Source organism: Paenibacillus sp. FSL W8-1187 (assembly GCF_037965485.1).
GTDB classification, from domain to species: Bacteria; Bacillota; Bacilli; order Paenibacillales; family Paenibacillaceae; genus Paenibacillus_O; species Paenibacillus_O pasadenensis.
Window position 1 is genome coordinate 531,087 of sequence record NZ_CP150181.1, and the last position, 17,151, is coordinate 548,237.

Consider the following 17,151-nt stretch of genomic DNA (forward strand, 5'->3'; position numbering starts at 1 on the left):
AGCCCCGGCAGCAGCCGAGGCGGCGGAGCGGAACGGCAATCATCGAGGTCAGGCGAAGCCGACCTTCGGCTTTTCCCTCTCCTTCAGAGGCAGGTTGATCGTGCGGATGGACGTGATGGGGATGTACAGCTCCTGGTAGTCGGTGACGTACTTCACGAACTTGTCGTCGGCTTGCTCGAGGACGCCGTTTTCGGCCAGCGTGCCGTCGATGAAGTGGATCAGAACCTTTTTTCCAATGAGCTTATCCAGCATGAACGGTTCACCTCGCTTGAGCGGAATAGGTCTTGCTTCCATCTTACCCTATCAGGGAATAGAATGGGTGAAAAGGCGCGCTGCCGCTAAATCTGTATGCGGTCTATGATCGAGCTTGGAACAAGCGCGCTGCCGCTAGATTTGTATACGGTCTATGATCCCGTACTCCAGCGCCTCCTCCGCCGACATGAAATAGTCGCGGTCCATATCCCGCTCGATCCGCTCGAGCGGCTGGCCGGTCCGGTCCGCCGCGATGCGGTTGAGCGTCTCGCGCGTCTTCAGGATGCGGCGGGCGGAGATTGCGATGTCGCTCGCCTGCCCTTGCGCGCCGCCGTGCGGCTGGTGGATCATGACCTCGCTGTGGGGCAGGGCGCTGCGCTTGCCTTTTGTCCCCGCGAGCAGCAGGATCGCGCCGAACGAGTACGCCGCGCCGGTGCAGATCGTCTGGACATCCGGCTTCACGAGCTGCATCGCGTCGTAGATCGCCAGCCCGGCTGTCGTCGAGCCGCCGGGGCTGTTGATGTACATGGTGATGTCCTTCTCCGCATCGTCCGCCGCCAGGAACAGCAGCTGCGCGATGACCGAGTTGGCGACGGCGTCGTCGATGGCCGAGCCGACCAGGATGATGCGTTCCTTGAGCAGGCGGGAATAGATGTCGTAGGAGCGCTCGCCCTTGGCGGTCTGCTCGACGACGTACGGCACGTGGTTCATCGGGGTTCCTCCTCGTAAGCCGGGCCGCTTCAGGGGCGGTCGGCCGCTGGTTTGCTTTTTGCCCCCGGTAAACGAACCGGCGCCAGTCGAGGATACGGGGCTGCGGGAGAAATAAATTTCGCCGGTTCGCGTATCCTTTCGAGGCGGCCGTTCGTTTACCGAATACCGAGATCCGCACGTTGGAAAGGAGCTGCCCGCATGGACGCAATTCGCATGGCCGCCGAGGAGGAGCGCAGCGCCCTTCGCCGCTACTGCCTCGCCCTGGCCGGTTCGCGCTGGGACGCCGAGGACCTGGAGCAGTCCGCCTGGTGCCGCGCGCTGGCCTACCCCGGCTGGGAGGCGCATGCCAACCGCGAGGCGCTGCTGCTGCGCATCGCGCGCAATCTGTGGACCGACCAGCAGAGGAAAAAGGCGCTGCACCAACGCTCCTTGCCGGAGCTTGCCGCAGCCGAGCCGAACCGGGAAGCAAGCGGCGAGGCCGCCGGCGGGTGGGAGCTGGGGACGATGCTCCACTCCCTTGGCCGGCGGCTGACGCCGCTGCAGCTGGCGGTGTGGCTGCTGCGTGAAATGCACGGCAGCAGCATCGCCGAGACGGCGCTCCGCCTCGGCATGACCGAGGGCGCCGTGAAGGCGGCGATGCACCGCGCCCGCCGCGCGCTCGGCGCGGTCCGCCGCGACCTGGCCGCCGGCGGGCTGCGCGAGCCGGCGGACGAGTCGCTGCTCGCGCGCGTGCGCGGCCTGGCGGCGGCGCTGCGCACGGGCGACGCCGCCGCGATCGCGGCGCTCGCCGAGCAGGAAGCGCTGGAGCCGGCCGTAGCCGCCGCCGCGCTGGCGGGGCGCGTGCAGGCGCGTGCCGCGGCCGGCGCAGCCGCCGTGCCGGCGGAGGGCCGCGGCGCGTGCGATGGCGCGCCGCAGGCGCAAGCCGGCTGGAACGCCGTTTCCGATGCGGTCGCGCCGCAGGCGCTTGCCACCTGGAGCGGCGTCGGTGCCACCTGGAGCGGAGCTTCCGCAGCCGGCTATCCCGCCGGTCTGGCCGGCTGCGCCATCTGGGGCTTGGCCGGTTAAGCACGGCCCAAGCATAAAAGCCTTCCCGAGCCTCGGATCGAGGCGGGAAGGCTTTTTTGCTGCGCGCGGCGGCATCGCGGTCGGCGGACGGTCTTTTTCGCATCGCGCTCTCGAGGGAATAGCAAGCCGGTTCGCCAACCGTTTCTCGGAGGTCGACAACAACGTGATGCGTCGTCGGTTCGTCCGGAGTGGCAGCACCAGGGAGTGGAAAGTACCTTGGCTGGCGGTCCCCCGGCGCGTCAACACAACCAGGGAGTCGAGAGTGCCTCGGTTGGCGGAACTCCGGCGCGTCGACACAACCAGGGAGTCGAGAATGCCTTGGATGGCGGAACTCCGGCGCGTCGACACAACCAGGGAGTCGAGAATGCCTTGGATGGCGGAACTCCGGCGCGTCGACTCAACCAGGGAGTCGAAAGTGCCTTGGATGGCGGTCCCCCGGCGCATTGACTCAACCAGGGAGTCGAAAGTGCCTTGAATGGTAGCCCCCCGGCGCATTGTCTCAACGAGGGAGTCTAGAGTCCCTTGGTCGGCAGAGCCCCGGCGAATCGACTCAACCAGGGAGTCGAAAGTGCCTTGGATGGCGGAACTTCGGCGCGTCGACTCAACCAGGGAGTCGAGAATGCCTTGGATGGCGGAACTCCGGCGCATTGTCTCAACGAGGGAGTCTAGAGTCCCTTGGTCGGCAGAGCCCCGGCGAATCGACTCAACCAGGGAGTCGAAAGTGCCTCGGATGGCGGAACTCCGGCGCATCGACTCAACCAGGGAGTCGAGAGTGCCTCGGATGGCGGAACTCCGGCGCATTGACTCAACCAGGGAGTCGAGAGTGCCTTGGCTGGCAGAATCCCGGCGCATCGACTCAACCAGGGAGTCGAAAGTGCCTTGGTTGGCGGAACCCCGGCGCATCGACTCAACCAGGGAGTCGAGAGTGCTTTGGCCCGCAGACCCTCGACCCACCAGCACAACCAGGGAGTCGAGAGAGCCTTGGCTGGCGGTCCCCCGGCGCCCCCTCGCTAGCGCCCGAGGAACCCGCCCTCCGAGCGGATCGACTGGCCGGTGATCCACTGGGCCTCGTCGCTCGCCAGGAAGGCGATCGCGCGGGCCGCGTCCTCCGGCTGTCCGATGCGGCCCATCGGGAACAGCGGCAGCAGCTGCCGCTTGAGCTCGTCCGACATCCAGCCGGAGTCGGTCGGGCCTGGATCGAGGCCGTTGACCGTGATGCCGAGCGGAGCGAGTCCGGCGGCCAGCGGCTCGATCAGGCCCGCCAGCAGCTGCTTCGTCGCGAGGTAGGCGAGGTTGTCGGCGTCCGCCCCTTTGGACAGCAGGAACAGGATGCGTCCCGCCCCGCCGGCCGGATGCGCCTGCTCGAAGCGGCGCGCGAACTCCATGCTCAGCAGGGCCGGAGCCCGATTGTTGACGATATAATGCCGATCCAGCGACTCCTGCGTCAGCGTCCGGTAGCTGGTCGGCGCGCAGTAGCACGCGTTGTGGATGATGATCGAGGGCAGCCGTCCGAGCGCGCGCTCGGCTTCGTCCAGCACCTGCAAGGGCACGTCCGGGTCCATGAAGTCGGCCTCCATCTGTCCGGCCCGCACGCCGATGCCCTCCAGCTCCTGCTGCAGCCGGTCCGGCCAGCCTTCCTGCAGGCCGCAGCCCTCCTCCGCGTCGTAAGCGCGCCAATGCGTATAGAACAGATCGGCGCCGCCCTCCGCCAGCGCGCGGCAGATCGCCGTGCCGATGCCCGCCTCCCGGCTGACGCCGGTGACGAGAGCCGCCCTTCCTTTCAACGTCATGCGCATCTCCTCCTTCTGCAACCAGCATAAGCCCCAGAGGCGTCGGAGAGTAGGGGGGCGAATGGCTAAAGCCGAACTTGCCCTCCCGGCTGGCATCGTCCAGGCTGCCGAACGGCTAAAGCCGAACTTGCCCTCCCGGCTGGCATCGTCCAGGCTGCCGAACGGCTAAAGTCGAACTTGCCCTCCTAGTGCCATCGCCTGGGCTGCCGAGCGGCTGAGGCCGAACTTGCCCGCCCGGGTTGAAGCCGGCTGTCCTCCTGCATATAATGAGAAGGCACAGCGGATGATGGCAGCGGGAGAGATTGCCTGCATGATCGAGGCAGCGCCGAAGGAGCAACCTGCACGCAGGGGAATCTCTCAGGCAAAAGGACCTTTGCCGGACGCAGCTCTGGAGAGCATTCCGCGCCGCCTTGCGGACGGCCGAGCGGGCTTGCAAGCCCTCGGTTCGCCCCCGAGGCGGCGCGTCGGAATCACCCAAGGGGAAACTTCATCGGGCCGCATCGCGGCGCGATCGAGGGCAACTCTCAGGTACAAGGGACAGAGCGGTGGAATACGGGGAAGCAGAGGGCTCGCGCGAGCCTTTGCTTCGACGCATTCCGCCGCGCTGTTCCTTTTCATTTCAGCGATACAAAAAGGAGGAAGCGCATGCGCTTCAAGGATGTCTTCTCGATCATCGGGCCGTCCATGGTCGGCCCTTCCAGCTCGCATACCGCCGGCGCGGCGCGCATCGGGCTGGCCGCCCGCAGGCTGCTCGGCGCGATGCCGGAGTCGGCTCGCGTCAGCTTCTTCGGCTCCTTCGCCGCGACGTACCAAGGCCACGGCACGGACACGGCCGTCGCCGGCGGGCTGCTCGGCATGCGCACGGACGATCCGCGCCTGCCGGATGCGATCGAGCTCGCCGAGGAGGCGGGCATGGATCTGGCCTTCCGCGAGGGCAAGGGGCTGTTCCCCCATCCCAACACCGTGCGGCTCGACCTGCAGGCGGCGGACGGGCGCAAGCTGTCGCTGCTCGGCACGTCGATCGGCGGCGGCAACGTGGAGATCGTCGAGGTGAACGGCTTCGCCGTCAAGTTCGGCTGCTCGTGTCCGGCGCTGCTCGTGCGCCATCGCGACCAGCCGGGCGTCATCGCCGGGCTGACCGCCGCCTTGGAGGAGGCGGGGCTCAACATCGCCGGCCTGTCGCTGAGCCGGATGGAGCGGCAGGGCGAGGCGCTGGCGGTCGTCGAGCTGGACGGCGAGGCGTCCGGGACGCTGCTGGAGCGGGTGCGGCGGCTGCCGCATGTGCTCGGCACCGATTATGTCGATCTGAACGGAGAAGAGGAGGAGATGGCGGATGAACTTTCGGACGCTGAAGGAGCTCAGTGAGCGCTGCCGCGAGAGCGGCCTGACGATCGGACGCCTCATGCTGCAGCAGCAGGCCAAGGAATCGGGACGCGAGGAAGCGGCGGAATTCGCGACGATGAAGGCGTACTACGGCATCATGAAGGAAGCCGTCCACAATGGCCTGACCCGCGACACGACGTCGCGCAGCGGCCTCACCGGCCTCGACGCCCAGCGGGTCGCCGCCTACAACGAGAGCGCCGAGCCGAGCCTCGGCGGCGACGCCGGACGCGCGATGGCGTACGCGCTCGCCGTCTCCGAGGTGAACGCCTCGATGGGCCGCATCGTGGCGACGCCGACGGCGGGCTCCTGCGGCATCATCCCCGGCGTGTTCGTCAGCTCGCAGGAGCGGTTCGGCTGGGATGACGACGTCATGACCGAGGCGCTGTTCGCCGCGGGCGCGATCGGCTACGTCATCGCCAACAACTCCTTTGTCTCCGGCGCGGAAGGAGGCTGCCAGGCGGAGGTCGGCTCCGCCATCGGGATGGCGGCGGGCGCGCTCGCCGAGCTGCGCGGCAGCACGCCGGAGCAGGCGGTGCACGCGGTCGGGCTTGCGCTCAAAAACACGCTCGGCCTCATCTGCGATCCCGTCGGCGGGCTCGTCGAGATCCCGTGCATCGTGCGCAACGGCTTCGGCGCGGTCACGGCGCTCGCCGCGGCCGACATGGCGCTGGCCGGCGTGCGCAGCGTCATCCCGAGCGACGAGGTCGTGCAGGTCATGCTCGAGGTCGGCGCGGCGATGCCGGAGAAGCACCGCGAGACGGCGGGCGGCGGACTGGCCCAGACGCTGACCGGCAAGAAGCTGATGGAGGACCTGCGTAAAAAGAAGCGGCGCTAGGCGAATCGAGTGGATTCGCCTAGCGCACGCGATGATCGGAAAGCTGCCGTAAGGGAGCAGCACCCGCAGAAGCGGAGCCGCGCCGCCTCAAGGCGCATCCTGAAACAGATGCAGGTAGACGTCCTCCAGGCTCGGCGCCGCCTCGCGCATAGTCAGGCCGGACAGCGGCTCGTCCTGCACGACCCGGACCCAGATGCCGCCCGGATCGCGCTTGATCTGGCTGACGCGGTGCTCCTCCTGGAACGCTTGCAGCTCCTCCTCGCCGATCCGATACTCGCGCACGCGGCCTTCCGCCATCGCCAGCACGGCTTGAGGAGGAGCTTGGGCGATCTTCTCGCCGCCCCGGATCAGGACGATTTCCTTGGCGATCGCTTCGATGTCCTCGACGACGTGGGTGGCGAGCAGGACGATCTTGTCGCCGGCGAGCGTCGCGATCATGTTGCGGATGCGGATGCGCTCCTTCGGATCGACCCCGGCCGTCGGCTCGTCCAGAATCAGCACCTTGGGGTCGTTCAGCAGCGACTGGGCGAGCAGCAGCCGCTGCTTCATTCCGCCTGAATAGTCGCCCAGCTTGCGGTCCGCATCCCGTTCCAGGTTCACCCGCTGCAGCCATTCCTCGGTGCGTGCGGCCGTCGTCCTGCGGTCCAGCCCTTTTAGGGCAGCCATGTACCAGAGGAAGCGCCTCCCGGTAAAATCGGCGTACATGCCCTGCTGCTGCGGCATGTAGCCGAGCACATGGCGATACGACTTGCCGAGGGAGCCGATCGGGCGTCCTTCATACCGGACCGCTCCAGCCGTAGGCCTCAGCTGGTCGGTCATCATCTTCATCAACGTCGACTTGCCCGCGCCGTTCGGCCCGAGCAAGCCATATACGCCCGCTGTCAGCTCAGATGTGAACGAGCGGACGGCGGGCGTCTTGCGTCCGGGATAGAGCTTGGTCACTTCATCCAGCGTGAGCGTCATGCTGTCGCCCCTTTCTCTCCGATGGGTCCTGGACGTACCGCACCCAGGCCAGCCTCCAGCCAGCGGCGGCCAGTCCGGCGGTCAGGCCGCAAGCGAGCAGGACGGACGGCCAGTAGCTCCAACCGTCGAACGCTTGCGGAAAGTGGAACAGGAAGGTGAAGCTGAACGAAGAGACCCATTCCAGACCTGCCGCATGCAGCGCAAGCGGAAGCACGAAGATCAGGGTGCCCTGGATGAGGAAGCCGGTCTGGCTGCGGGCGAAGATTGCCAGCGCGGCGAGCAGCAGCACAAGACATTGGAGCATGATGGCTTGAAGCGCTCCAGTGACGATCATGTAGTCGCGGATGGAGAAGGCGCCGCCGATCCGGGCCAGCGACTCGACGCTCTGCACGGCGAGCGACCCGTCCCACGGCGGATCGTTCCGATAGCTGTTGACATACTTTACGGCGATCAGCGGCAGCGCGATCGTCCAGCTGAGGATGGAGGCGGCGAGCAGCTTGCTCCGCAGCAGCGTCCCGCGTCCCCGCGGAGCGGCATGCAGGAGCGGCTCCATGTGCGCTTGCCGGTCCAGCGCCGCCAGCGGGCTGATGCCGATGAGCAGCAGCGCCGAGATCCACAGGCCGATGCCGAGGTCCTTCTTCTCGGAGTTGAACAGCGAATCGCTGGCAAAGCGATTGACGAAGCCGAGATGTTCTACGCCGCGGCTGCGTTGTTCCAGCAGCTCGTCGCGCTGCGCCTCGACCCGCTGGAACGCCTTTTCTTTTTGGCCGCGGATCTCCAGCTCTCTCGTCTGCTCGAAGTAGCCCGCCGGATCCAGCTCGCCGGAGCGCAGCTGCTCCAGCGCCTGCGCCAGCTGGCCCGGGATGCGGTCGAGCCGCTGGCGCTCCTCGTCCATCCAGCGCAGCTTGGCCTCGGTCAGTTCCCCGCGGAGCCGGCTCAGGTACCCGTTGTAGGCCGCTTCATCCGGCTCATACCATCTTCCCTGGAGCTGAAGCAGCTGCCAGCACAGGATGCAGGCGGCGAGGATGGCGAAGATCGCTTTGCCGGAGACGAGCAGCTTCCGCAGCTCATGGACCAGCAGGGAATTGCGGCGGGCCAGGCGCAGCGGCAGCCGGTTCAGCCGCTCCACCCAGGCGGCGGGCAGCAGGCGAAGCCGGTACGGCTCGTGGCGGCAGAACAGCCAGGCGCTCCAGGCGGGCAGTGCGAGCGAAAGCAGGGCCAGGGCGATCAGCCCGGCGGTCCGTTTGGATGCGGGGTAGCCCAGCAGCGACAGATTTTCATAGGCGGCGAGCAGCTGCGAGGAGTCTGCCCATGCAGCGAGGTTGATCCATTTGAGCCCATGCCATGTCGACGCCGGATGAATCGACTCATAGAGGAAAAGCTCCAGGGCTGCCAGCAGGCCAGCGATGCCGAAAATGGCGGCAGGTTGGCGGAAGATCAGGAACAGGAGGCCTAGCAGCAGCGCCAGAAAAAGCTGGACGAACAGCTTGCAGACGGCATAAAGCGCCAGGAATTGGCCGACCGTCCACCGTTCGGCGCTGGCTTGGAAGGCCGGCATCGAGGCAAGCGGGCGGGACATGTCTCCGAACCCGTACAACAGCCCCATGTCGGCCAGCCGAAGTCCCGTCGAAGCCAGCGTCAGCAGCGAGACGGCGAGGAGCAGCAGCGTCAGCTTCGTCCCGAACAGAGGCAATCGCCCATAGCGCGAGGCCAGCTGCAGCGGGCGCAGGCCGCTGGTCCGGTCCGGCAGGAATACTGCCGAGCCGATCAGGAACAGGATCAGCAGGTCAAGCAGATCCAGCGCCGACTGCTCCGTGCTTGCCACGACCCCTTCCTGCAGCCCGAGGCCACAGGAGATTCCCTCCAGCTTGCGAAAATCCTCCACCGTCTGGCTCCGGTTGCGGGTGAGGAACGGCGAGTCCTCGGCGAAGATGGCATACGAGCCGATCGTCTCCGAATAGCCCGCCATGTCGGCGAGAAAGTCGCGGTGCTGCTGGAAGTGCTCGTATTGCTCCCGAATCTTGGCTTGCAGGAACAGCTCTTGGGCGATGCGGTTCGGATCGTTGACATAGACGCTGGCGCGGTAGGCTTCCAGCAGCTCCGGCTGCTTCGCCAGAATCACCTCCGCCATCCGGCTCCAGGGCGAATCCCCTTCGGCCGTTGCGGCGAGCGAGAACGCCTGAAAGGCTTTTAGCCGCTGAACGGCCTCCTCGGCCTTCATCCTGCCCTCCGTCTCGCTCCGCCCGGCGTAGGAAGCTTCAAGAGCTTCATAGTCCTCTCGTGCCGCGATGAGCTCCGGCTGCTCCCGCAGCTGCTGCTCGTGCCGAAGGAAGGTTCCAGCCGCAAGCAATACGAGGATGAGCGCCATCGTCCGCTTTTGGCCGAGGAGCTTGCGGAGTTCCAGCGTCAGAAGCCTCCAGCGAAGCTCCATGTCAGAGATTCTCCATGAAGGAGATGAAGGCGGCCTTGCCCAATTTAATTTCATCCTTCTTCAGAGCTGTGTAGAGCAGTTCTCCTTCTTGCAGGTAGGTTCCAAAGAGGTGCCGGTCATCACCGGAAATGATGCCAAAACTACGAGGCGCGAAGCTCGTATTCACGCTCATTGCTTTAGAAAAGTCATGGTTTTGGTAGATGTCGAGCCGATTAGGCACTTCCGGAGCATCTTCTAAATAAGGAATGATTGGCATTTGGTACAAATAGGACGAATCCACCGTCAGGAAGCTCAGAACCGCCGGATGCGGAGTCGACACTTCTTTTATGTGGTTGCCGTTCAGATCCGATTGATAGCGAATAAAGCTTCTCTTATCACCAGGATCTCCGTAAAATCGACCAAAGTAGAGCTTGTCGCCGGCTACGGCATGGAGATTTGTAGAGCTGGAATCGGCGTTGTCCCAAAGCATTTTTGTCTCGCCACGAATGGGGTCGTACCGATAGGCATGATAAGGGTTTCCGAGCATGTGCCAGTAAATTTGATTTCCATAAGGCAATACATCTAGAAATTGGGATTTCTCATCCCTTGTCTCACCGAGGACTTCCGGCTTGCTGGAAGGATGTTTCAGGGATACTCGATTGACGGTGCTGGTGTAACGGCCGTCCTTGTCCGATCCGGTCATGGTGAAATAGAGATAACCCCGGTGAAGAGCGATGGTTGTAGGTCGAAGGGGGAACGTCATGACGTTTTCCCGGCTTGTCCCATCAAGCTGCATGCGAATGAGCGTATATTCCGTTTGAGGAAATCCTCCATCTCCGTCAATGGTCATGCTTTCGAGACTGTATAAGTGTCTGTCGTAAACTTGGGTAAATCGGATGAAATTCTGTTCGTTTGATACGAGCGCCCGGCAGGTCTCCACGGTTGGATCGGACTTGCAGCCGTTGTTCGGACGCGCGTCCAGCACGATGGGCTGCAGGCGCTCCGCATCGATAAAGTACAATAAATTTCTATATGTGACGTAATACCCGTCTTCGGAAGGAGCGAAGTTCAGGGCGTAGCCTTGCCGATGGAAGGCGTAGGGATAGTCGAAATTGGGATCGTACTCATTGCTCTCTGAAAAGAACGCCTTGTCGGAGCATCCAGAGAAAAGAATGGGAAGTGCGATAAGAAGAACAGCAAACAAGGTAAATCTTTCCTTTTGTCTGTAGTTGCTTGAGATAAGGTTCATTATGAAGTCCCCCGAAAATAGGTATAAAAGCCGCTGCTCTGAAAGCGCAGCGGCTGAGCTTAACTAAGGCGTTGTGGAGCTCGTGTCGGTCCAGGTAGCGTTCCCGACCTTAACCACATGTTTTGCTGTGCTATCAATCGATTGCGCTGGAAGATATTCTGCGCTTGCCGTAACGGACACTCCAGGTTGATAGCCGGAGTTAGACTTGATGACAGAACGAGGACTGGTGGCTAAGCCGTAATAATAGCGGTATGTCACTTCTACGGACACATAGGCGGAGCCGCTGCCGCTTGAAGTATTGCCGCTGCCGCTCGAGCTGCCGATGCTCGAGCTGCCGGAAGTCCAGGCCCCGCCTGCGGATCCGGATACGGACGAGGCGGCGAAGGCTGGCTGGGCAGAGACGATCAGGGCAAGTGCCGCGGCGGAGACGGCAAAGGCTTTCAGCTTGCTTTTTTTCAAGTGGTTTTCCTCCTGGATATAAGGAATGAGTTCACTGGCCAGTGAAGAACTACAAGGAAATTATTCCATATAATATCCATATTTTGAGGGGTATTTATCCATTTAAAAGGGTGAATATTCTCTTATTACCAACTTTGAGGGTGCTTCTCTTCGTGCTTTTCCCGCTCCAGGCGATCCCTTTCCATGGCCTCCTCCAGCTTGCGCTGCGAGTAGGGCTTGTCCTTCGGCATGCGCCCCCAGATCAGGAGCAGCACGACGAGGATGGCGAGCAAAAGCATGTTGGTCATGGATTCTGCAACTCCCATTTTATTCGTCCCCTTCCAGTATTATTCCATTTCTAATTCGACCTCCTTTCTTCGTCCCCTCTCATCCGCATGCGGGCCATTGACACCGAGCCCGGCCATCTCTTATTCTTCCTTTGACCTGTCGAACGGGTGTTAGCCTAACGGAAGAGGATGATCCAACATGATGAACCGGACCGCGCCGGCCCCGATTTCCAGCGCTTCCTTCGAGAGCGCCTTCCAGCAGGCGGCGACGACGGAGAACCGGACGGCATTCCAGTATCTGATGTCGCTGTACAAGGGGAACTTCCTCAACCTGACGATCTCGATCGTCTTTTTCCTCGTCAAAAGCCTGCCCGTCTACGTGCTGCCGATCGTGACGGCCAACATGATCAACATCGTCGCGCAGCCGGACCAGCACAGCCTGCGGGAGCTGTGGATCAACTTCGCCGTGCTGATCGCCGTCGTCCTGCAGAACATCCCGACCCACGCCGCCTACGTCAGCTTCCTCAGCCGCGCGATCCGCTCGGTCGAGGCGGGCCTGCGCGGCGCGATGGTGCGCAAGCTGCAGCAGCTGTCGATCAACTCGCATCGCGAGCTTGCCGCCGGCCGGTTGCAGTCCAAGGTGCTGCGCGACGTCGAGGCCGTCGAGGGCATGAGCAAGCAGCTCATGCTGGCGTTCATCCCGGCGATCTTCAACGTCGTCATCGCCTTCGGGCTGACGCTCTACTCCAACTGGCTCGTCTCGCTCTTCTACGTGCTGACGGTGCCGGCGGCGATCGGCGTCATGCAGATGTTCAAGCGGCGCATCCGGCAGAGCAACCGCGAGTTCCGTAAGGAGATCGAGACGATGAGCAGCCACGTCTCCGAGATGGTGGAGATGATCCCCGTCACCAAGGCGCACGGGCTCGAGCAGGTCGAGATCGACCGCATCGACACGACGCTGCGGCGCCTGCAGGGCAAGGGCTACCGGATGGACCTCGTCGAGGCGTACTTCGGCGCCTCCGGCTGGGTGACGTTCCAGATCGTGCAGGTCTTCTGCCTGCTGTTCACCGCCTATCTCGCCTACACGGGCAGCATCCCGGTCGGCAACATCGTCATGTACCAGGGCTACTTCGGCATGATCCTCGGCTCGATCACGGCGCTCATCAACGTCTACCCGATGATCGCCAAGGGCACGGAGTCGATCTCCTCGATCACGGAGATCCTGCGCTCGACCGACATCGAGGACAACGCCGGCAAGCTCAAGCTGACCCGGCTGAGCGGGGAGTACCGCTTCGAGGACGTGCAGCTGAAGTTCCCGGACGGCGACCAGCATGTGCTCGAGGAAGTATCGCTCGACGTGCGCGCGGGCGAGTGCATCGCGTTCGTCGGGGAGTCCGGCGCGGGCAAGTCGACGATCCTCAACCTCGTCATCGGGTTCTTGAACCCGACCTCCGGACGGGTGCTCGTCGACGGCGTGCCGCTGTCCGCGCTTGATCTGTCCGAGTACCGCCGCCATCTGGCCGTTGTGCCGCAGACGAACATCCTGTTTTCCGGCTCGATCCGCGACAACATCACCTACGGCCTGCAGGGCATTACGGAGGAGCAGGTGATGGAGGCGGTGGAGCGGGCGCATCTGACCGAGATGGTCTCGCGCCTGCCGAAGGGCATCGACACGATGGTCGGCGAGCATGGCGGCAAGCTGTCCGGCGGCCAGCGCCAGCGGATCGCGATCGCCCGCGCGCTCGTGCGCGATCCGAGCGTCATCCTGCTCGACGAGGCGACGTCCGCGCTCGACAACGCCTCCGAGCATCATGTGCAGCAGGCGATGCAGCAGCTCATCCAGGGGCGCACGACGTTCATCGTCGCCCATCGACTTTCGACGATCCGCCATGCGGACCGCATCGTCGTCATGAAGCGCGGACGCATCGCCGAGGTCGGCACGTTCGACGAGCTGATCGCGCGCAAGGGCGAGTTCTACAACCTCAAGCAGCTTCAGATGTAGGCTTGGAGTATATAGTTTGAATAGTGCAAAAAAGCCTGCCGAAGCGGCAGGCTTTTTTTGCTTGATTTAAATCTGGACCGCGCATGCGGGAGTTCCGCCGCGCGCCTGGCCCGGGCGGGTTCAGCTTTTTTTGCGCAGCTCGAAAAACTCGCATTGCGCCCGCGCGTGGTAGGCGAGATCGGCGACGCCCGATTGCAGCACGACGGTGCGCTCGTCGAAGCGCACAATGCAGCTGCCGGACTCGACCATATGGTCGTCGCGGAAGACGCGGACCGGGATGCGCTCGTCGAGCGCTTCCTGGAAGTCGGCATCGGTATGGAGAGGTCGGATATAGGCCATGGCGGCGGCGCTCCTTTGCAAAGGGGGATGGCCCGGATCGGGCTTGGCTCCGGCCATTATACCATAGCTCAGGGCAGCTCGATATCGACGCTGCGGCTGGCCGCATTCCAGGAGACGGAGATGCCGAACGCCGCGGTCAGCGCACGGATCGGCACGTAGGTCAGCCCGTCGCGCAGAATCGGCTGCAGCTCCGGAGCGGCGAGCTTGCCGTCGATCCACAGCTGCGGGAAGGAGTAGGCGCCGGTGCGCGGAGCGGGCGGCTCGGAGCGGATGAGCGCGCTCCACGACGCCTTGTCCCAGACGACGGACTTGCCGGCGAGCTTGGCGATGGAGCGCAGCGGCAGCAGGGCGCGCCCTTCGCGCAGGATGGGGCGCAGCGCAGCGTCCAGCGCGGGCTTGCCGTCCACGGACAGGAACGGCTCGTCGGCGGGGAGCAGCGACATCTCCCCTAACGTTCGGCTGCCATTGCCTCCATAGGCGACGTATAGGCTGAGAGAACCTTTTGATTCAAGGAATTTCATCGTTCCATCCTTTGCTTTGCCATAGGCGGGCAGCGTGATGGAGAAGTCGTAGTAGCCGAATTGCTGCGTGCCTGTGCCGATCAGCAGGGAGTGGTCATAGGGATAACCGGATGAATCCGAGGAGGAGGCATAGGTTTCGGCATTCGGCGTCCAATACACAAAGAGCTCCGGGGAGAAAAGGAGCGGATCATGTCCTTTCAGCCGAATCTTCTCTCCGAAGCGAGCGGTCGCGGGAATCTCGGCGATTTCCTCATTCCTGACGAACAGCGAGCTGTAGTCTTTCGACACGCTGATGTCGTCAAGCTGCAGGAAGGTGGAGCCGGATTCCAGGTACAGGCCGCCGGTCGAGCCGAAGATGGAGGCATCGCCCTTAGTTGGAGAAGGTCAGGCTGAGCCCATAGAAGAAGCTGTAGGGCGTAGCATCGAAAGCCTTGACGGGCTTGCCTTTCTTCGCAAAGGCTTGCACCATCCCGCAAACCTTTTTGATCCGCGCAGAATCCTCCTTGCGGGCTCCGTACAACTGGTCGTCGACGCCGCTCGCCCCGCCGATTAGCACCGACTTCAGCGTGCTTGGCCCGCAGGAAGCGGCCCGCTCCTTGAAGGAGGTCGCTGGCGCTGGTGAAGCAGCCGGCTCGGCAGCCGCTGCGGGCGTCGTCGCCGAGCCGGACAGCAGGAGCCCGGCGAGCAGCATGCCGAGCGCGCTGCGGCCGGCGCGCCTCGTTCCGAGGCGGGCTTTTGCATGAGCATGGCGGACAGGGTTCATAAGCTCATCTCCTTTGATCGGTCATTCGGGCAGTCTCTGCTCCTCGGCCGGCGCGACGAGCTCGACCTTGATCCGGTCCGGATCCTCGAAAAAGAGGATGTACGTCCCCGCCCCGCCCGCATGGGGATGGCGGTCTTCATAGAGCAGGTTCATTCCTCTGGCGCGGACCTCGCCCGTCATCCGGTCCACCTGCTCGCGCGAGGCGGCGTGGAAAGCGAGATGGTTCAGTCCGACCCGGGCACGGTGGTACGGCACGTCCAAGTATTTCTCTTTGGCCTGCACGAACACGAGGTAGGTCGAGCCGTGCTTCCAGCTGCGGCCCTCCGGCCATTCCTGAAAGGGCTCGTACCCGAGCTCGCCGAGGAACCAGCCCCAGAAAGAAGCGGACTTTTGCAGATCGGAGACATATAGCTCGATGTGATGCAGCATGGATTCTCTCTCCTTGGCGCTGTAGTGGAGCCTGAGGAGCGGGGCTCTTATTTTCCTTTCCTTTAGACGTAAAGGGAATGGAAAGGTTTCTGTGATCTTCCAAAATCCGGATGAACTGTGATAGGGTATGGCGAGGAGGGATGCATCTATGGATCTGGAGCGGGAAGTGCAGGACTTGAAGCGGCGGGTCGAGGAGCTGGAGGAGCGGGAGCGGGCGGTAGGTCGAGGGCCGTCGGAGCGGAGATATGCGCCTGCTGTGGCAAAGGAGAAAGGGTTCGGCAAAAGCTTTCTGACCGGCTTCGGCGTCGTCGCGGCTGTTCTCATTCTATTTTTGTTTTCAATCGGCGTCATTCAGTTCATAACCGCGCAATGAAACGATAGTTAAAAGCCCATCCCGCGAGAGGATCGCCGGGATGGGCTTTTTGGCGTGGAACGGCAAGGAAAGGGGCCTCGCGGCTGGGCTCGGGGCGAATGCCGGAGCGATCAGCAGCCCAGCTCTTCGTGCCGGACGCTGGAATCCTCGATCTGGATCGTGCAGTGGCGGATGCCGTGCCCGTCCCGCAGGAGGGTGATCGCCTGCTGCAGGACGCGGCGGCTGTCGGCGTCGTCCTCGACGAGCAGATGGCAGGTCATGGCGTCGAAGCCGGAGGTGATCGTCCAGACATGGAGATCATGCACGTCGATGACGCCGGGCAGCGACTCCAGCTCGAGCTGCACCCGCTGCGTATCCACCGTCTCGGGAGCGCCTTCCATGAGGATATGGACGGTGCTTCTGAGCATGCCCCAGGCGCTTTTTACGATCAGCAGCGACACGAGCACGGAGATCGCCGGATCGGCCCAGTACCAGCCGAACGCCCACATCAGCGCCCCGGCCGCGATCGCGCCGACCGAGCCGAGAGCGTCGCCGAGCACATGCAGATAGGCGCTCTTCAGGTTGACGTTGCCCTTCACGTCGCCCTGGCGCATCAGGAACCAGGCGCTGGCGAGATTGGCGAGCAGCCCGACCGCGGCGATCAGCAGCATCGAGCGGCTGGCGACCGTCGGCGGCTCCCAGAATCGGCCCCAAGCCTCGACGACAATGAAGATCGCGATGGCGATCAGCGTCGCGCCGTTGAACAAGGCGGCCAGAGTCTCGAACCGGCGGAAGCCGAACGTGCGCTTCGGCGAGGACGGGCGGGCGGCGAAGCCGACGGCGACGAGGCTCAGCAGCAGCGCGCCGGCGTCGCTGAGCATATGTCCGCTGTCGGACAGCAGCGCCAGGCTGCCCGTCGCCAGGCCGCCGACGAACTCCAGCACCATGATGCCGGTCGTAATGAGGAGGGCGATGAGCAGCCCGCGCTTGTTGCCGCTCCCGCCTCCGTGGAAATGACCGTGCCCGGCGTGGGAGTGGCCGTGATTGTGGGAGTGGCTATGGCCCGCGTAGGAATGGCTGTGTCCGTTGCCGGAGTGGCTATGGGCAGAATGGGAATGGCTGTGTCCGTCGTGGGAGCGGCTATGGGCAGAGCGGGCGTGGCTGTGTCCGTCGTGGGAGCGGCTGAGGTGGTCATGGTTGTGGGTTTGCCCTGGCTCTGCCTGCCCAAGGCTGCGCGTGCTTTCGAATGGAGGCGTGTCCTTTCCAACTCTGCGCCTTAGATCCGGTTCATGACTCATAAAGAGCCCCCTTATCCCATGATAATATATGAGCATTTGTTCATATATTGAGTTTAGTTGAGCC

Annotated in this window: 18 protein-coding genes and 1 riboswitch; of the genes, 5 read left to right on the forward strand and 13 right to left on the reverse strand. The window is 63.5% G+C overall.

Annotated features, from left to right (window positions below; translation table 11 throughout):
* Nucleotides 1-48: 48 nt before the first annotated feature.
* Nucleotides 49-252, reverse strand: coding sequence for a hypothetical protein (locus NYE40_RS02365; RefSeq protein WP_028599415.1), 204 nt, complete (start codon nt 250-252; stop codon nt 49-51).
* A 135-nt stretch (nt 253-387) separates the two neighbouring features.
* A complete protein-coding gene (gene clpP / locus NYE40_RS02370) occupies nt 388-963 on the reverse strand; it encodes an ATP-dependent Clp endopeptidase proteolytic subunit ClpP (RefSeq protein WP_339279234.1) in 576 nt (191 codons plus the stop codon).
* A gap of 198 nt (nt 964-1,161) precedes the next feature.
* On the opposite strand from clpP, the gene NYE40_RS02375 reads away from it, so the two are divergent.
* Nucleotides 1,162-2,028, forward strand: coding sequence for an RNA polymerase sigma factor (locus NYE40_RS02375; RefSeq protein ID WP_339279235.1), 867 nt, complete (start codon nt 1,162-1,164; stop codon nt 2,026-2,028).
* A gap of 1,010 nt (nt 2,029-3,038) precedes the next feature.
* On the opposite strand, the gene NYE40_RS02380 is transcribed toward NYE40_RS02375, so the two are convergent.
* Nucleotides 3,039-3,818, reverse strand: coding sequence for an SDR family oxidoreductase (locus tag NYE40_RS02380; RefSeq protein WP_339279236.1), 780 nt, complete (start codon nt 3,816-3,818; stop codon nt 3,039-3,041).
* Between the two features lie 283 nt (nt 3,819-4,101).
* Nucleotides 4,102-4,201: riboswitch (glycine riboswitch) on the forward strand.
* 262 nt (nt 4,202-4,463) lie between these two features.
* Here NYE40_RS02380 and sdaAB point away from each other — a divergent pair.
* Both sdaAB and sdaAA read left to right on the forward strand, forming a co-directional pair.
* Complete coding sequence (gene sdaAB / locus NYE40_RS02385) at nt 4,464-5,183, forward strand: L-serine ammonia-lyase, iron-sulfur-dependent subunit beta (RefSeq protein ID WP_339279237.1); 720 nt, start codon at nt 4,464-4,466, stop codon at nt 5,181-5,183.
* Complete coding sequence (gene sdaAA, locus NYE40_RS02390; RefSeq protein ID WP_339279238.1) at nt 5,152-6,036, forward strand: L-serine ammonia-lyase, iron-sulfur-dependent, subunit alpha; 885 nt, start codon at nt 5,152-5,154, stop codon at nt 6,034-6,036. Before sdaAB ends, sdaAA begins: the two co-directional genes overlap by 32 nt.
* Before the next feature lie 87 nt (nt 6,037-6,123).
* On the opposite strand, the gene NYE40_RS02395 is transcribed toward sdaAA, so the two are convergent.
* The 5 genes from NYE40_RS02395 to NYE40_RS02415 all read right to left on the reverse strand — a co-directional run bounded on the left by NYE40_RS02395 (nt 6,124) and on the right by NYE40_RS02415 (nt 11,404).
* Nucleotides 6,124-6,999, reverse strand: a complete 876-nt coding sequence (locus NYE40_RS02395) for an ATP-binding cassette domain-containing protein (RefSeq protein ID WP_339279239.1) — start codon at nt 6,997-6,999, stop codon at nt 6,124-6,126.
* Nucleotides 6,980-9,430 carry a hypothetical protein gene (locus NYE40_RS02400; protein WP_339279240.1) on the reverse strand — a complete coding sequence of 817 codons (2,451 nt, stop codon included), beginning with the start codon at nt 9,428-9,430 and terminating at the stop codon, nt 6,980-6,982. The genes NYE40_RS02395 and NYE40_RS02400 overlap by 20 nt, the downstream gene beginning before the upstream one ends.
* A 1-nt stretch (nt 9,431) precedes the next feature.
* Nucleotides 9,432-10,658, reverse strand: coding sequence for a hypothetical protein (locus NYE40_RS02405; RefSeq protein ID WP_339279241.1), 1,227 nt, complete (start codon nt 10,656-10,658; stop codon nt 9,432-9,434).
* Between the two features lie 63 nt (nt 10,659-10,721).
* On the reverse strand, nt 10,722-11,117 hold the full coding sequence (locus NYE40_RS02410; RefSeq protein ID WP_339279242.1) for a hypothetical protein: 396 nt from the start codon (nt 11,115-11,117) through the stop codon (nt 10,722-10,724).
* A gap of 125 nt (nt 11,118-11,242) precedes the next feature.
* Nucleotides 11,243-11,404 carry a hypothetical protein gene (locus NYE40_RS02415; protein WP_339279243.1) on the reverse strand — a complete coding sequence of 54 codons (162 nt, stop codon included), beginning with the start codon at nt 11,402-11,404 and terminating at the stop codon, nt 11,243-11,245.
* Nucleotides 11,405-11,582: 178 nt separating this feature from the next.
* On the opposite strand from NYE40_RS02415, the gene NYE40_RS02420 reads away from it, so the two are divergent.
* Nucleotides 11,583-13,385, forward strand: coding sequence for an ABC transporter ATP-binding protein (locus NYE40_RS02420; RefSeq protein ID WP_339279244.1), 1,803 nt, complete (start codon nt 11,583-11,585; stop codon nt 13,383-13,385).
* A 120-nt stretch (nt 13,386-13,505) separates the two neighbouring features.
* Here the strand turns inward: NYE40_RS02420 and NYE40_RS02425 are convergent, their stop codons facing one another.
* The 4 genes from NYE40_RS02425 to NYE40_RS02440 all read right to left on the reverse strand — a co-directional run bounded on the left by NYE40_RS02425 (nt 13,506) and on the right by NYE40_RS02440 (nt 15,437).
* The gene (locus NYE40_RS02425) at nt 13,506-13,724 is read right to left on the reverse strand and encodes a hypothetical protein (protein WP_028599425.1); all 219 of its coding nucleotides are present in this window, start codon (nt 13,722-13,724) and stop codon (nt 13,506-13,508) included.
* A 68-nt stretch (nt 13,725-13,792) separates the two neighbouring features.
* Nucleotides 13,793-14,404 carry a copper amine oxidase N-terminal domain-containing protein gene (locus NYE40_RS02430; protein WP_339279245.1) on the reverse strand — a complete coding sequence of 204 codons (612 nt, stop codon included), beginning with the start codon at nt 14,402-14,404 and terminating at the stop codon, nt 13,793-13,795.
* Between the two features lie 211 nt (nt 14,405-14,615).
* On the reverse strand, nt 14,616-15,008 hold the full coding sequence (locus NYE40_RS02435) for a hypothetical protein (protein WP_339279246.1): 393 nt from the start codon (nt 15,006-15,008) through the stop codon (nt 14,616-14,618).
* 21 nt (nt 15,009-15,029) lie between these two features.
* A complete protein-coding gene (locus NYE40_RS02440) occupies nt 15,030-15,437 on the reverse strand; it encodes a VOC family protein (protein WP_339279247.1) in 408 nt (135 codons plus the stop codon).
* 148 nt (nt 15,438-15,585) lie between these two features.
* Between NYE40_RS02440 and NYE40_RS02445 the strand changes: the two genes are divergently transcribed.
* Entirely contained in the window at nt 15,586-15,810 is a 225-nt protein-coding gene (locus tag NYE40_RS02445; RefSeq protein WP_339279248.1) for a hypothetical protein, read from the forward strand.
* Nucleotides 15,811-15,920: 110 nt separating this feature from the next.
* Here NYE40_RS02445 and NYE40_RS02450 read toward each other — a convergent pair whose 3' ends face one another.
* Nucleotides 15,921-17,087, reverse strand: coding sequence for a cation diffusion facilitator family transporter (locus NYE40_RS02450; protein ID WP_339279249.1), 1,167 nt, complete (start codon nt 17,085-17,087; stop codon nt 15,921-15,923).
* Nucleotides 17,088-17,151 lie beyond the last annotated feature (64 nt).

Excerpts from the sequence above, each read along its gene's own strand:
- NYE40_RS02400 (WP_339279240.1), bottom strand. The coding sequence starts at position 9,430 with ATGGAGCTTCGCTGGAGGCTTCTGACGCTGGAACTCCGCAAGCTCCTC.
- sdaAB (WP_339279237.1), top strand. The coding sequence starts at position 4,464 with ATGCGCTTCAAGGATGTCTTCTCGATCATCGGGCCGTCCATGGTCGGC.
- NYE40_RS02405 (WP_339279241.1), bottom strand. The coding sequence starts at position 10,658 with ATGAACCTTATCTCAAGCAACTACAGACAAAAGGAAAGATTTACCTTG.
- NYE40_RS02375 (WP_339279235.1), top strand. The coding sequence starts at position 1,162 with ATGGACGCAATTCGCATGGCCGCCGAGGAGGAGCGCAGCGCCCTTCGC.
- NYE40_RS02420 (WP_339279244.1), top strand. The coding sequence starts at position 11,583 with ATGATGAACCGGACCGCGCCGGCCCCGATTTCCAGCGCTTCCTTCGAG.
- NYE40_RS02440 (WP_339279247.1), bottom strand. The coding sequence starts at position 15,437 with ATGCTGCATCACATCGAGCTATATGTCTCCGATCTGCAAAAGTCCGCT.
- sdaAA (WP_339279238.1), top strand. The coding sequence starts at position 5,152 with ATGAACTTTCGGACGCTGAAGGAGCTCAGTGAGCGCTGCCGCGAGAGC.
- NYE40_RS02380 (WP_339279236.1), bottom strand. The coding sequence starts at position 3,818 with ATGACGTTGAAAGGAAGGGCGGCTCTCGTCACCGGCGTCAGCCGGGAG.
- NYE40_RS02415 (WP_339279243.1), bottom strand. The coding sequence starts at position 11,404 with ATGACCAACATGCTTTTGCTCGCCATCCTCGTCGTGCTGCTCCTGATC.
- NYE40_RS02435 (WP_339279246.1), bottom strand. The coding sequence starts at position 15,008 with ATGAACCCTGTCCGCCATGCTCATGCAAAAGCCCGCCTCGGAACGAGG.
- NYE40_RS02450 (WP_339279249.1), bottom strand. The coding sequence starts at position 17,087 with ATGAGTCATGAACCGGATCTAAGGCGCAGAGTTGGAAAGGACACGCCT.
- NYE40_RS02365 (WP_028599415.1), bottom strand. The coding sequence starts at position 252 with ATGCTGGATAAGCTCATTGGAAAAAAGGTTCTGATCCACTTCATCGAC.
- NYE40_RS02445 (WP_339279248.1), top strand. The coding sequence starts at position 15,586 with ATGGATCTGGAGCGGGAAGTGCAGGACTTGAAGCGGCGGGTCGAGGAG.
- NYE40_RS02425 (WP_028599425.1), bottom strand. The coding sequence starts at position 13,724 with ATGGCCTATATCCGACCTCTCCATACCGATGCCGACTTCCAGGAAGCG.
- clpP (WP_339279234.1), bottom strand. The coding sequence starts at position 963 with ATGAACCACGTGCCGTACGTCGTCGAGCAGACCGCCAAGGGCGAGCGC.
- NYE40_RS02395 (WP_339279239.1), bottom strand. The coding sequence starts at position 6,999 with ATGACGCTCACGCTGGATGAAGTGACCAAGCTCTATCCCGGACGCAAG.